This is a genomic window from Janthinobacterium sp. GW821-FHT03A03 (genome assembly GCF_059421435.1).
Window position 1 is genome coordinate 1 of sequence record NZ_JBWKUZ010000009.1, and the last position, 12,625, is coordinate 12,625.

Genomic DNA, 12,625 nt, shown 5'->3' on the forward strand with positions numbered 1-12,625 from the left:
GCACGATGGCGGGGAAAGACGGCAGATAGGTGTCGATGGCAAGCGGTCCGACCATGGCCAGGCCCGCCAAAATCCAGGTTAATAATTTAGTCATGTTGAACAGTGTTTTTGTTAGTCCGTCATTTTACGCTAGCGGCAACAATCGGGTCTGGCGCGGGCCTTGTTGGTCGTCGATATGCGTTTTTCGCATATCGAACATTGAATTCCTTCGTTTGTTTTGCCTGTCGCCGCCGTTATGCTGGGGCGACCCGGCCTGTTTGCCGTTTTTTTGGAAGTGACACGCCATGCACAGTATTTACCCCGCGGCGCCAGCCGACGACACGGCCCAGTGGAACCTGGGGCCCGTGATCCAGGCCTTGCGCAGCTCGCGCGAAGACAAGCACAAGATCCGCCACAACGGCAGGGTGCGCGAACTGCCGTCGCGCGAAGCGCTGACCAGCATCGTCAACGGCCTGTCGGCGGCCCTGTTCCCCACGCATTACGGACGGCCGAACCTGACCGATGAAAGCATCGACTATTTTGTCGGCGACACGCTCAACACCACCCTGAACCGCCTCAGCGAGCAGGTGCGGCGCGGCCTGCTGTTTTCCGCTCCGGCCGGCGATGACGACGGCGGCGCCGGCGACGATGCGGCCCTGGCGCAGCGGGCGCGCGACATCACGCGCGCCTTCGCCGCCAGCCTGCCCGACATCCGCGCCCTGCTCGTGTCGGACGTGCAGGCCGCCTATGCGGGCGACCCGGCCGCCACCTCGGTGGCCGAGATCATGCTGTGCTATCCGGGCACCATCGCCATCTTGTACCACCGGCTGGCGCACCAGCTGCACGCGCTCGGTGCGCCATTCCTGGCGCGCCTGGTGGCCGATATCGCGCACACCTTGACGGGTATTGACATCCATCCGGGCGCGCGCATCGGCGCCTCCTTCTTCATCGACCACGGCACGGGCGTGGTGATCGGCGAGACGGCCATCATCGGCCAGCGCGTGCGCCTGTACCAGGCCGTCACGCTGGGCGCCAAGCGTTTTCCCGCGGACGCCGCCGGCGCGCTGATCAAGGGCACGCCGCGCCACCCCATCGTCGAGGACGATGTGGTGATATACGCGGGCGCGACGGTGCTGGGGCGCATTACCATCGGCGCGGGATCGACCATCGGGGGGAATGTGTGGCTGACGCAGAGCGTGCCGGCGAACAGCAATGTATCGCAGGCGCAGATGCGCAACGATTGAGGAGTGGCCGAGAAAACGTCCATGGCGGCGTTGCAGCGCCTGGCCGTACCAGCGCACTGCCTGCGGCGCTGCGCCTTGCCCTGAACGTTTTTCGGGCACTCTTCAAGCCGGGCGTGGCGCCTGGCTTTGCAAAGACCTTACTTCACCGTCAGCGCCTCATAGCGGGCCACGGGCACGCCATCGTTGAGCAGCAGCAGTTCCTGGTCGGCGTAGCGGTAGCCGTTGACTTCGCCCAGGGTGGTCAACAGTTCGCGTTCGAGGTCCATATCCTGCGGCTGGCACATCATCATGGTGCCGGCCAGCTGCGAGAAGGCCAGGGTGCTGACGCCGTCGCTGGTGTAGCCGCCCATCATCTGGTTGCAGCCGCTGTGGCCGCTGGCGCGGCCTTCGGCCAGCAGCAGCGTCACGTCGCGCTGCTCGGGCGCCTTGCGCGCGACTTTCTTGCCCTTCAATTCCTTCAGCTTCCACTGCGTGCCCGTCAGCTTCGGCGCCGGCCTGGCTGGCGAGGTGGCGCCTGGCGCGGCGGCGGCCGCATCGCTGGTCGCGGGTGTCTGTGCGCAGCCGGCCGTAATGGCGATGATGGCGGCGAGGGGAATCAGTCTGGCGATCTTGAACATGGCATTTCCTTCTTCAAATGAATGGCGCCAGCGTAGCAGATACGCGCCGCGCCGGCGTGCACGGTTGACAAGTCTACCGCTCCTGCTCCAGCCGCGCCTCGAGCAGGGCGCGCGCCGCCGCCACGTAGGCGCGGCAGGCCTGCTGGTCGACAAAGGCCTCGCTGCCGGCCGTGACGCTCGCTTCCAGTCGCTCCCACAGCTGCGACGCTTCCGGGTGGGCCGAGATGAGTACGTCGCAGGGCAGTTTTTCCAGGGTTGCGAAGCTGCGGCGCAGGTCGTCCACCGCATTCGGATACTCGCTGCTGGCGCTGAACCTGAAGCCGGGGCGAGAAACGGCGTTGAGGCTGTCCGCGTAGACCATGTTCAGGCAGCGGGGGCCGTCGCACGATTCCCAGGTCCAGCTCAGGCCTCCGGGCGTGTGGCCCGGCGTGGCGTGCGCCGTCAGGACTATGGGGCCGACGTTGAACTGGCCGCCTTCGCGCGCCAGACGCATGTCTGTCACGGGCGGGTACTTGGGCAGCGCATGGTATTGCGGGTCGTCCGGTCCCACTTCGCCCGACGCCAGGTCCAGCGCCGCCGAAGGGCTGGCGGCCACCAGCGCATTGCTGCGCCGCTGCAGTTCGGCCAGGCCGCCCGCATGGTCGATATGGCCGTGCGAATTGAGTATCAGCTTGACGTCCTCGATGCGGAAACCCAGCGCGTCGATATTGGCGATGATCTTGGGCGCCGACTCCGGCAAGCCGCCGTCGATCAGCACGTGACCCTGGGGCGACGTCACCAGCACGGAACTGAGGCCTTTGACGCCCACATAATAGGTATTGCCGAAAATGCGGAACGGCGCCTGGTCCGCGTTCCAGGCGGCGCAGACGTCGCAGCCCGGTGTCGGCGGCGTGGCTGGCGCCTGCGCCAGCGCCAGCGTGGCGGGGATGGCCAGCAGCGTGGTCATGGCCAGCGTGCGTGGGAGTGTGAGGGGCATTGCAGTCCTTATCAGTGGTGCCAGGATGGCGTATGCTGACATGGAACGGGGCCCGAGGCAAATGTTCACGGGGGCGCCGGCGGCCCGCCAGCGGCGTCATTCCTGTACTGCAGTTCGATCAGCGTGTCGTCCGGATAGCTGGTGTCGCCGATGGGAGCGACGAAGGAAGCGCCTTCTTTTTCCACCTTCAGGGGCACGCGGCGCTCGCCGGCGAGCAGGGTGGCGCTGGCAAGGGGCACATCGCTGCGGGCGCCCAGCTTGAGCTGTTCGGAGGAGCACCAGTCGGTGGTGCGCAGCAAGGTGCCGACCAGGGTCCGTACCCAGAACGCAATCTCCTTCTTGGCGATGGCGATCATCACCTGGCATTGCAGGCGCAAGTCACCCAGGCGGCGCATGTTGGCCGGCACGCCGTCGCTGTAGACGGAGGGCTGCCAGCGGTAATGGCCTTTTTTCTTGTTCGTGATCAGGTCCGCGTCTTCGCTGTCGGCCTGCGCGCTGCGCGGCAGCACGAAGCTGCCGTCGGCGGCCAGGGGCAGGGCAATCGCGGTTTCGTTGCCGGCGATGCGCAAGGTCAGGTCCTGCATGGCGTCTGCCGGCGCGCGGCTGCCCGCGACCAGCCTGAAGCGCACTTCGCGCGCTTGCGGCGCCAGCGCATGGTATTCATCGAAGGCGTCGAGACCTGCCGCCATCACGCGGTACGATTTCAGTTCCGGATTGCGGATGCTGTTGATGTGGATGGACTGGCCGGTTTCGGCCGGCGCGTCCGCTTGCACCGCGGCATGGCTGGCGGCCAGGAGGGCGAAGAGCAAGGTCGAAGGGCGCTTGCCGCGAAAGGAAAGGAGGTGCACGTCGTCGCCTGTGTGTTTTTGACATGACAAGCTAACATGATTGATAACGCTTGTCACTGGCGCCGTCAGGCCGCCGCCAGCGCCTCCTCGCCGGGCCCGATGCTGACCAGCCGTCCCGCGTGACCGGCCGGCAGGCGCGGGCCCCGGCCGAAGACCTTGTGGCGCAGGGTGCCTTCTTCATAATGCGTGCGGTAGCGGCCGCGCCGCTGCAGTTCCGGCACGATGTGGGCCACCACGTCGGCCATGCTGTCGTGGGCCACGGCGAAGGCAAGATTGAACCCGTCGATACCCGTTTCGTCGAGCCACGCTTCCAGCTGGTCGGCCACCTGGCGCGCATCGCCCACCAGTACGGGGCCGCGTCCGCCCAGGCCGATGTATTCGGCCGCCTCGCGCACTGTCCAGCGGCGTTCCGGGTCGGCCTGGCTGAACGAGGCCAGCGCCGAGCGTCCCGCCTCGGAATCGATGTAGTCGATGGTGGCGTCGAGCGGATAGCGGCTGAAATCGACGCCCGTCCAGCCCGACAGCAGCACCAGCGCCGCCTCGATATTGACATGGCGCAGATAGTCGGCGTGTTTGGCGCGCGCTTGCGCTTCCGTGGCGCCCGTGATGACCAGCGCCTGCGCATAGATCAGCAGCGCATCACCATCGCGCCCGCTTTGCCGCACGGCGGCGCGCAAGTCGTCCGCGTAACGCTTGACGACTGTCTTGCTGGGGCCACTGACAAACGTGGCTTCCGCGTGGCGCGCCGCGAAGCGCGTGCCGCGCGGCGAGGTGCCCGCCTGGTACAGCAGCGGCGTGCGCTGCGGCGACGGTTCGCACAAATGGATGCCGGGCACCTGGTAGTGGCGCCCGGCATGGTTGATCGGATGTACCTTGGCCGGATCGGCGTAGATTGCGCGCGCCTTGTCGTTGACGACGGCGTCGTCGTCCCAGCTTTTTTCCCACAGCTTGTAGACGACTTCCAGGTATTCATCGGCCAGGTCGTAGCGTTCGTCGTGGCCCAGCTGCTGGCTCAGGCCCAGGTTGCGCGCCGCGCTATCGAGGTAGCCCGTGACGATATTCCAGCCGATGCGCCCACCCGTCAGGTGGTCGAGCGTGGACATGCGCCGCGCGAACGTGTACGGGTGCTCATAGGTGAGGGCGCAGGTGACGCCGAAACCCAGGTGCGTGGTGGCCTGCGCCATGATGGGCACGAGGGCCAGCGGGTCGTTCAGCGGCACCTGCACGCCGTGTTCCAGGGCCGCATCGAGGCTGCCCCGGTACACGTCATACACGCCCAGCACGTCGGCAAGGAATACCGCGTCGAACAGGCCCGCCTCCAGCAGGCGCGCCAGTTCCGTCCAGTGTTCGGGATCGGTGTAGCGGTGGCTGCGGTCGCGCGCATGCGTCCACAGCCCCGGCGACTGGTGGCCTACCGTATTCATCTGGAATGCGTTGAAGCGTATCGTCTTGGCCATGGCTTATTTGGCCGCCGTCTGCAAGGCTTGCTGGTAGTCGGGTTTTGAATAGCCGGCAAAGTGTTTATTGGTGATGTCGAGGAATTCGCGCGAGCGGTAGGCGGCCGCCAGGTCTCTGGCGAACTGCTTGTCCTTGTCGGCCGTGCGGATGGCCACCAGGTTGATGTAGTTGGGCGAGATTTTCTCGGCCACCAGCGCATCCGTCAGTTTCAGCCCCGAGGCCAGCGCGTAATTGCCGTTGATGAAGGAGTAATCGGTGTCGCCCAGCGAGCGTGGCAGCTGCGCCGCTTCCAGCGGCAGCAGCTTGATTTTCTTCGTGTTGACGGCGATATCCTTTTCCGACGCGCGCACGGGGTCGAAGCTGGCGCGCAGCTTGATCCAGCCCAATTGATCGAGCAGCACCAGCGCGCGCGCCTGGTTGGTCGGATCGTTCGGCAAACCCACCGTCGTGCCTTCCCTCACGTCATCGAGCGTCTTGTGCTTCCTGCTGTAGATGGCGATCGGCGCCGTGGGGATCGTGATCAGGTCCGTCAGGGCCAGCTTGTGCTCGGTCGCGAACTTCTTCAGGTAGACGATGTGCTGGAAGACGTTGGCGTCCAGCGAACCCTCGGCCAGCGCGAAGTTCGGCTGGATGTAGTCGTTGAATTCCACCAGCTTGACCTTGTAGCCCTGTTTCTCCAGGATAGGCTTGATGCCCAGCTTGATCTGGTCCGCGTACGGCCCGGCGCTGGTGCCGATGGTGATGTCTTTCGGGTCCTTGGCGTGGGCGAAGCTGGCTGTCAAGGCCAGGGTCAGGGCGGTGAGGACGATGCTGCGGCGGGCGATGGTCATGGTGGCTCCTTGGTGGGTAAATTATGAGTACGCGGTCGGCTCGGGCACCGTGCCAGTCAGGGCAAAGCGTCCCAGGTCGCGCAGCTTGTAGTCGATGGGGTCGTGCAGCGTATGCACGCGCACGTTGCGCCAATAGCGGTCGAAGCCGTATTGGGCCGAGGTGGAACGGGCGCCCGTCAGTTCGAACATCTGGCTGCTGATTTCGAGGCCCGCCTTGTGCGCCAGGCATTTGGCTTCGGCCACGGCCACGGCCAGCAAGCCCCGTTCGCGCGCCGTCACCAGCGCGCCCTTGCGGAACACTTTTTCCAGTTCCTGCGCCGCGCCATCGGCCAGCACCTGCGCGGGGCGCAGCAGCAGCCATAGCTGGCCGTAGCGGTGCTGGATCAAAGGGTCGTCCGCAGCCCTGGCCACGCCCGAGGCGAACCAGGCTTTCGCCTGTTCGTCCGTGTAGCGGCGCGCCGCCTCGAAGGCGCCTTCGGCGATACCCAGATATAAATTTGTCATGATCAATTGCGCGATCTGCGAGCGCACGGTGGCTTGCGGCGTGGCGGCCTGCGCGGGCGCCTGCAGCACCAGCTCCTGCGGCAGGGCGACTCCTTCAAAGCGGACATTGCCGCTGTCCGTCTGGCGCTGGCCGAAAGCGTCCCAGTCCGCCTGCACGGTCACGCCGTCCTGGCGCGTGGGCAGGGCGGCGATCAGCGCCGTCTGCGTGGGCGCATGCCAGGCGGAGACGGTCAGCCAGTCGGAACCGACGGAGCCGGAAGAAAAGCTCTTGATGCCGTCGAGGATATAGCCGTTGTCGCTGTCGCTGGCCGCGACCCGCTTGTCGAGGGGATTGAGCGCATTGCCCCAGAACAGGCGCTCGTCCACGGTCAGGGTGAGCAGGCGGCGCTGCTGCTGCGCGCTGCCGTACAGCTGCAAGCCGGCCAGTTGTAGATGGTGGAAGCCGAAGACATGCGCCAGCGCGCTGTCGGCGCGCGCCAGGATGCGGATCACCTGGTACACGAGGGGCCAGGATGCGCCCTGGCCGCCGAATTCCACGGGAATCGACAAGGTGAGAAGACCCGAGTCGCGCAGCCATTCGCGTTCCCGGGCCGCGTGACCGCCGGCCTGGTCGCGGGCATTGGCTGTTTCGGCCAGGCGCGCGGCCAGCGACGTGGCGATGTGGATGGCGTCCTGCAGCGCTTGCTGGGCAGGGGCCCGGGAGCGGGCGGACTGGAGAAAAACGCTAGACATGGGTGACATTCCAGAAAGACGATGCAGCCGATATTGCACCGCTCCGCGTGCGCCGTACACGAAGAAAACCGCGCATGGATATGCGAAAAAAGCCGCGCCGGCGACGGCGCCACGGCTGGCGGGGCGTCAGGCGCGGATAGTCAAAAAACGCATATGGAAGCGCGAAAGCATTCGTTTTAACGCGCCCCTGATGGCGATAGGCTGCAAGCATCTTGAGTAGCCAAATTGATCGATCACGCACAGGGACGGACACCACATGAGCATCTTGTTATTGGGCGGCAGCCCGCAACTCCCATCGAGTTCCAGCCGCTTGCTGCTGCATGTTGGCGAGCAGCTGGCGCTGCGGGGCCACAACTGCGCCAGGCTGCATGTGCGCGACCTGCCGGCGCGCGCCCTGCTGCTGGCCGACCATGACGACGCGGCGATCGCCCGCGCCGTGCGCGCCGTGGCCGACGCCGACGCCATCGTGATCGCCACGCCCATCTACAAGGCGTCCTACACAGGCTTGCTGAAAGCCTTTCTCGACCTGCTGCCGCAGGATGGCCTGGCCGGCAAGCTGGTACTGCCGCTGGCCACGGGCGGCGGCCACGCCCACACCCTGGCGCTCGATTACGCGTTGCGCCCCGTGCTGCATGCGCTGGGCGCCAGGCAGGTGTTCACCAGCATCTATGCCAATGCGCAGCAACTGGCGTGGGACGAAGAGCGGCGCCTGAGCCTGGACACGCCGATCGCCGCGCGCGTGCAGGCCGGCGTCGAGGAAGTGGTGGCCGGCCTGTTCGTGCTGGAGGGCCAGCGCCCGCCGGCACCGGCAGAGGTCCCGCCTCCCGTGCGTTCGCTGCAAGACCAGCCTTACGCCCCCCAGTATCAAGCCGCCTGATTATTCACCGACCAAAGGAACCGCCATGACACATCGCCACGCACAACGCCTCTCGCGCCGTACCACTCTGGGCCTGCTGTTCGCCGCCGCTGCCGGCGTGATGGCGGCCGGCATGCCGGCCACGGCGCAGGCGCAGGCCAAGGGAGAAGTACAGGTGCAGGTGCGTATTGGCTACCAGAAATACGGCACCCTGACCTTGTTGAAGGGGCGCGGCACGCTGGAAAAACGCCTGGCCGAGCAGGGCGTGGGCGTGAAATGGACGGAATTTCCAGCCGGTCCCGTGCTGCTGGAAGGCTTGAACGTGGGCAGCATCGATTTCGGCACCGTGGGCGAGGCGCCGCCAATCTTTGCCCAGGCGGCCGGCGCCAATCTGGTATATGTCGGCAATGAGCCGGCGTCGCCCGCCAGCGAAGCCATCGTCGTGCCCAAGGGTTCCGGCCTGCGCACCCTGGCCGATTTGAAGGGCAAGAAAATCGCCCTGAACAAGGGCTCGAACGTGCATTACCTGCTGTTGAAAGCGCTGGAAAAGGCCGGCGTCGCGTATGCCGACATCCAGCCCGTGTTCCTGCCGCCGGCCGATGCGCGCGCCGCCTTCGAGCGGGGCAGCGTGGATGCCTGGGCCATCTGGGACCCGTTCCTGGCGGCCGCCGAAAAGCAGCTGGGCGCGCGCGTGCTGGCCGACGGCAAGGGCCTGGTGGCGAACTACCAGTTTTATCTGGCGTCGCGCACGTATGCGGAAAAGCATCCCGAGATCCTGCGCATCGTGCTCGACGAAGTGGCCAAGGTCGATGACTGGGGCCGCAACAACCCGGACGAGGTGGCGACGATCCTGTCGGCGCAGACCGGGCTGGGCAAGGATGTGGTGGCGCTGGCCGCCGCGCGCTATGCGTATGGCGTCAAACCCGTGTCCGTCGACGTCATCGCTTCGCAGCAAAGGGTGGCCGATGCCTTTTCCAGCCTGAAGCTGATACCGAAGCCGATCGTTGTCAAGGACGCGCTGCTGCCGGCGCGCCAGCTGGCCACCAGCGCAAAATAAGGAATAAATATCATGTCATTGAATGTCTTCTGGTTTATCCCCACCCACGGCGACAGCCGCTACCTGGGCACGTCGCAGGGCGCGCGTCCCGTCGACGCCGATTATTTGCGCCAGGTGGCCGTGGCCGCCGACACGCTTGGCTACGACGGCGTGCTGCTGCCCACGGGCCGCTCCTGCGAAGACGCGTGGGTGGTGGCGTCATCCTTGATCAGCGTGACGCAAAAGCTCAAATTCCTCGTGGCCGTGCGGCCCGGCCTGTCCACGCCCGGCCTGGCCGTGCGCATGGCGTCCACCTTTGACCGCCTGTCGAATGGGCGATTGCTGATCAACGTCGTCACGGGCGGCGACCAGGGCGAGCTGGAAGCGGACGGCCTGTTTGCCGACCACGCCAAGCGCTATGAAATCTCCGATGAATTCATCAAGGTGTGGCGCGCCACGCTGGCGGGCGAGGGCGGCGCTGCCGGCTACGATTTCGAGGGCAAGCATATCCAGGTGAAGGGCGCGAAAACCTTGTATCCGCCCGTGCAGAAACCGTATCCGCCCCTGTATTTCGGCGGTTCGTCGGAGCCGGCGCATGCGCTGGCGGCCGAGCAGATGGACGTCTACCTGACGTGGGGCGAGCCGCCCGCCGCCGTCGCCGAGAAAATCGCCGACATCCGCGCGCGCGCCGCCAAGCGGGGACGCACGGTGCGCTTCGGCATCCGATTGCACGTGATCGTGCGCGAAACCAACGAGGCGGCCTGGCGCGCGGCCGATGAACTGATCAGCCACCTCGACGACGACATCATCGCCAAGGCGCAGGCGGCGTTCGGCAAGATGGATTCCGTGGGCCAGCAGCGCATGGCGGCCCTGCACGGCGGGCGGCGCGACAAGCTCGAAGTGTCGCCCAATCTCTGGGCGGGCGTGGGCCTGGTGCGCGGCGGCGCGGGCACGGCCCTGGTCGGCGACGGCCCGACCGTGGTGGCGCGCATGCAGGAATACGCGGACCTGGGCATCGACACCTTCATTTTCTCCGGTTACCCGCACCTGGAAGAGTCGTACCGTTTCGCCGAACTGGTATTTCCGCTGCTGGGCAAGGGCAAGACCGTGGGTGAGCAGTCCTTGAGCGGCCCTTTCGGTGAAGTCATGGCCAGCAATATCGTGCCGGCCGCGCCGCAGAAAAAGGCGGCCTGAAATGGCGACGGCTGCCGTCAAGCGCCTTTCCGGCACGCCCTGGCGCAATGTCTTGGCGCCATGGGCCTTGCCCGTGGCGCTGCTGCTGGCCTGGCAGCTGGCGGCGCAGTGGGGCTGGCTGTCGAGCCGCATCCTGCCCGAGCCATGGGCCGTGGCGAAGGCCTTCTGGCACCTGGCGCTGTCGGGCGAGCTGTGGCTGCACCTGAAGACGAGCTTGTGGCGCGCCACGGTCGGTTTCGCCGTGGGCGCCGGACTGGGCTTGCTGCTGGGGCTGTTGACGGGCAGCTTCCGCCACGCGGAAACCCTGCTCGACACGACCTTGCAAATGGTGCGCAACATCCCGGCCCTGGCCCTGATTCCGCTGGTGATCCTGTGGTTCGGCATCGACGAGACGGCGAAACTGTTTCTGCTGGCCGTCGGCGTGTTCTTTCCCGTCTACCTGAACACCTTCCACGGCATCCGCGCGGCCGACCAGGGTTTGATCGAAATGGCGAAAAGCTATGGCCTGTCCGGCTGGCCCCTGTACCGCGACGTGATCCTGCCGGCCGCCATGCCCTCGATCCTGGTCGGCGTGCGCTTTTCGCTGGGCCTCGTGTGGGTGCTGCTGATCGTCGCCGAAACCATCTCGGCGCAGGCCGGCATTGGCTACATGACCATGAATGCGCGCGAATTTTTGCAAACGGACGTGGTGCTGGTGGGGATTTTGCTGTACGCCTTGCTGGGCAAGCTGGCCGATTTGCTTTCGCGCCGGCTGGAACGCTGCTGCCTGCGCTGGAATCCCGCCTACCGCCAATAATTGAAGAGGACACCATGCTGCTTGCACCGATCCAGATTGAAACGGATTTTCTGTCCCATTTCGTGCAGTACGACCCCGCCAGCGCGCCGCCGCAGGCCAGGGGCGCCCCGCAAACTCCTTTGCAGCGCCGCGGCGTGCCGCTGGCATTGACGCAATTGAGCAAGGCGTATGGCGCACGCTCCGTGCTGAACAACGTCGACCTGCAGCTCGAAGCGGGCGAGTTTGTCGCCATCGTGGGACGCAGCGGCTGCGGCAAGAGCACCTTGCTGCGCTCGATCGCGGGGCTGGAAAGCGTCGCGGAAGGGATGGTTGCCATCGGCAGCGGCGTGGGCGCGCCCGATATCCGCATCATGTTCCAGGAAGCGCGGCTGCTGCCTTGGAAAACCGTGCTGGAAAACGTGGCTTTGGGCTTGCCCCGCTCCGTGGGCGCGGCGGCGGCCGCCCTGTGGACGGTGGGCCTGGCAGAACGGGCCGATGACTGGCCGGCAGCCCTGTCGGGCGGGCAGAAGCAGCGCGTGGCGCTGGCGCGCGCCCTCGTGCACGAACCGCAATTGCTGTTGCTCGACGAGCCGCTGGGCGCGCTCGACGCCCTGACGCGCATCGAAATGCAGCAGCTGATCGAATCGCTGTGGCTGGCGCGCGGCTTTACGGCCGTGCTGGTGACGCACGACGTGGCCGAAGCCGTGGCCCTGGCCGACCGCGTGCTGCTGATCGAGGATGGCCAGATCACGCTGGACGCGCGGGTGGACTTGCCGCGCCCCCGCCAGCGCGGCCATGCGGCCTTTGCCGCGCTGGAGCAGGCTATCTTGTCGCGCGTGCTGCAGCCGCAGCAGGGGCAGGCAACTGCGCCAGCACGATAAAGCCGTCCGGATCCACCGTCGCCACGATGCCCTCGTAATTGGCGATGGCCGGATGGCGCGTGGCCAGCGGTTGCGCATGCGTGGCCGTGACGACGATGACCTGCGCGCCGGCCGCCTCGCCCGCCTCAATGCCGACCGACGCATCCTCGAAGACCAGGCAGTCAACGGGCGCCACGCCCAGTTTTTCTGCCGCCAGCAGGTAGCAATCCGGCCTGGGTTTGCCGGCCTTGACGTCTTCCGCCGTCACCATGATGGCGGGAATGGGCATACCGGCCGCCTGCAGGCGCGCGGTGGCCAGCGCGCGCGGCGCCGAGGTGACGATGGCCCACCGGGCCGGCGGCAGCGACCGCAGGAGGCGCCGTGCGCCGGCAACTTCAATGATCCCCGCCACGTCGATGATCTCGGCATCCGTGATGCCTTGCGACTCGCGTTGCGCGTCGACGCCGGGCAGGCGCAGCCTGGCGATGGTGTCGACCGAGCGCGCGCCGTGGATGGTGGGCAGAAAGGCCGCCACGTCGAGGCCCTGGCGCTGCGCCCATGTGCCCCAGATGCGTTCGGCGGCGGCGATGGAATTGATGACGGTGCCGTCCATGTCGAACAGCAGGGCGCGGTAGCGGCCTGCGGCGCGGGGCGGCGTCGGCGATAACGGTGGCTGCTGCGACGGCGAGGGCAGGGCGGACATGGCTTCCTTCCAG

General features: G+C 66.5%; 13 protein-coding genes. 6 read left to right on the plus strand and 7 right to left on the minus strand.

Annotated features, from left to right (window positions below; genetic code table 11):
* Window positions 1–284: 284 nt before the first annotated feature.
* On the plus strand, window positions 285–1,223 hold the full coding sequence (gene epsC, locus AC07VI_RS17475) for a serine O-acetyltransferase EpsC (protein WP_099419904.1): 939 nt from the start codon (window positions 285–287) through the stop codon (window positions 1,221–1,223).
* 137 nt (window positions 1,224–1,360) lie between these two features.
* On the opposite strand, the gene AC07VI_RS17480 is transcribed toward epsC, so the two are convergent.
* The 6 genes from AC07VI_RS17480 to AC07VI_RS17505 form a co-directional block, all read right to left on the minus strand.
* The gene (locus tag AC07VI_RS17480; protein WP_086146399.1) at window positions 1,361–1,840 is read right to left on the minus strand and encodes an META domain-containing protein; all 480 of its coding nucleotides are present in this window, start codon (window positions 1,838–1,840) and stop codon (window positions 1,361–1,363) included.
* Between the two features lie 73 nt (window positions 1,841–1,913).
* Window positions 1,914–2,816, minus strand: a complete 903-nt coding sequence (bla, locus tag AC07VI_RS17485; RefSeq protein WP_172404777.1) for a subclass B3 metallo-beta-lactamase — start codon at window positions 2,814–2,816, stop codon at window positions 1,914–1,916.
* Between the two features lie 65 nt (window positions 2,817–2,881).
* The gene (locus AC07VI_RS17490) at window positions 2,882–3,664 is read right to left on the minus strand and encodes a hypothetical protein (RefSeq protein WP_492993533.1); all 783 of its coding nucleotides are present in this window, start codon (window positions 3,662–3,664) and stop codon (window positions 2,882–2,884) included.
* Window positions 3,665–3,729: 65 nt separating this feature from the next.
* Window positions 3,730–5,121 carry an LLM class flavin-dependent oxidoreductase gene (locus AC07VI_RS17495; protein ID WP_099375676.1) on the minus strand — a complete coding sequence of 464 codons (1,392 nt, stop codon included), beginning with the start codon at window positions 5,119–5,121 and terminating at the stop codon, window positions 3,730–3,732.
* 3 nt (window positions 5,122–5,124) lie between these two features.
* Entirely contained in the window at window positions 5,125–5,952 is an 828-nt protein-coding gene (locus tag AC07VI_RS17500; protein ID WP_086146396.1) for a MetQ/NlpA family ABC transporter substrate-binding protein, read from the minus strand.
* Window positions 5,953–5,973: 21 nt separating this feature from the next.
* Complete coding sequence (locus AC07VI_RS17505) at window positions 5,974–7,188, minus strand: acyl-CoA dehydrogenase family protein (RefSeq protein ID WP_099375677.1); 1,215 nt, start codon at window positions 7,186–7,188, stop codon at window positions 5,974–5,976.
* 256 nt (window positions 7,189–7,444) lie between these two features.
* On the opposite strand from AC07VI_RS17505, the gene ssuE reads away from it, so the two are divergent.
* The 5 genes from ssuE to AC07VI_RS17530 are packed head-to-tail and all read left to right on the plus strand — an operon-like array spanning window position 7,445 to window position 11,930.
* Window positions 7,445–8,065: an NADPH-dependent FMN reductase gene (ssuE, locus tag AC07VI_RS17510; RefSeq protein ID WP_492993536.1), complete on the plus strand. Its 621-nt coding sequence runs from the start codon at window positions 7,445–7,447 to the stop codon at window positions 8,063–8,065.
* A 25-nt stretch (window positions 8,066–8,090) separates the two neighbouring features.
* On the plus strand, window positions 8,091–9,101 hold the full coding sequence (locus tag AC07VI_RS17515; protein WP_172404776.1) for a sulfonate ABC transporter substrate-binding protein: 1,011 nt from the start codon (window positions 8,091–8,093) through the stop codon (window positions 9,099–9,101).
* A gap of 12 nt (window positions 9,102–9,113) precedes the next feature.
* Window positions 9,114–10,274, plus strand: a complete 1,161-nt coding sequence (gene ssuD / locus AC07VI_RS17520; RefSeq protein ID WP_086146394.1) for an FMNH2-dependent alkanesulfonate monooxygenase — start codon at window positions 9,114–9,116, stop codon at window positions 10,272–10,274.
* 1 nt (window position 10,275) lies between these two features.
* Window positions 10,276–11,070 carry an aliphatic sulfonate ABC transporter permease SsuC gene (gene ssuC, locus AC07VI_RS17525; RefSeq protein WP_086146393.1) on the plus strand — a complete coding sequence of 265 codons (795 nt, stop codon included), beginning with the start codon at window positions 10,276–10,278 and terminating at the stop codon, window positions 11,068–11,070.
* A gap of 14 nt (window positions 11,071–11,084) precedes the next feature.
* Window positions 11,085–11,930 carry an ATP-binding cassette domain-containing protein gene (locus AC07VI_RS17530; protein ID WP_086146392.1) on the plus strand — a complete coding sequence of 282 codons (846 nt, stop codon included), beginning with the start codon at window positions 11,085–11,087 and terminating at the stop codon, window positions 11,928–11,930.
* On the opposite strand, the gene AC07VI_RS17535 is transcribed toward AC07VI_RS17530, so the two are convergent.
* Window positions 11,872–12,612 (minus strand): HAD-IA family hydrolase, encoded by a 741-nt coding sequence (locus AC07VI_RS17535; protein ID WP_099375681.1) that lies wholly within the window; start codon window positions 12,610–12,612, stop codon window positions 11,872–11,874. The two genes, AC07VI_RS17530 and AC07VI_RS17535, sit on opposite strands and share 59 nt — an antisense overlap.
* Between the last annotated feature and the right edge of the window lie 13 nt (window positions 12,613–12,625).

Excerpts from the sequence above, each read along its gene's own strand:
- ssuD (WP_086146394.1), top strand. The coding sequence starts at position 9,114 with ATGTCATTGAATGTCTTCTGGTTTATCCCCACCCACGGCGACAGCCGC.
- AC07VI_RS17515 (WP_172404776.1), top strand. The coding sequence starts at position 8,091 with ATGACACATCGCCACGCACAACGCCTCTCGCGCCGTACCACTCTGGGC.
- AC07VI_RS17495 (WP_099375676.1), bottom strand. The coding sequence starts at position 5,121 with ATGGCCAAGACGATACGCTTCAACGCATTCCAGATGAATACGGTAGGC.
- bla (WP_172404777.1), bottom strand. The coding sequence starts at position 2,816 with ATGCCCCTCACACTCCCACGCACGCTGGCCATGACCACGCTGCTGGCC.
- AC07VI_RS17530 (WP_086146392.1), top strand. The coding sequence starts at position 11,085 with ATGCTGCTTGCACCGATCCAGATTGAAACGGATTTTCTGTCCCATTTC.
- ssuC (WP_086146393.1), top strand. The coding sequence starts at position 10,276 with ATGGCGACGGCTGCCGTCAAGCGCCTTTCCGGCACGCCCTGGCGCAAT.
- AC07VI_RS17535 (WP_099375681.1), bottom strand. The coding sequence starts at position 12,612 with ATGTCCGCCCTGCCCTCGCCGTCGCAGCAGCCACCGTTATCGCCGACG.
- epsC (WP_099419904.1), top strand. The coding sequence starts at position 285 with ATGCACAGTATTTACCCCGCGGCGCCAGCCGACGACACGGCCCAGTGG.
- AC07VI_RS17505 (WP_099375677.1), bottom strand. The coding sequence starts at position 7,188 with ATGTCTAGCGTTTTTCTCCAGTCCGCCCGCTCCCGGGCCCCTGCCCAG.
- AC07VI_RS17500 (WP_086146396.1), bottom strand. The coding sequence starts at position 5,952 with ATGACCATCGCCCGCCGCAGCATCGTCCTCACCGCCCTGACCCTGGCC.
- AC07VI_RS17480 (WP_086146399.1), bottom strand. The coding sequence starts at position 1,840 with ATGTTCAAGATCGCCAGACTGATTCCCCTCGCCGCCATCATCGCCATT.
- ssuE (WP_492993536.1), top strand. The coding sequence starts at position 7,445 with ATGAGCATCTTGTTATTGGGCGGCAGCCCGCAACTCCCATCGAGTTCC.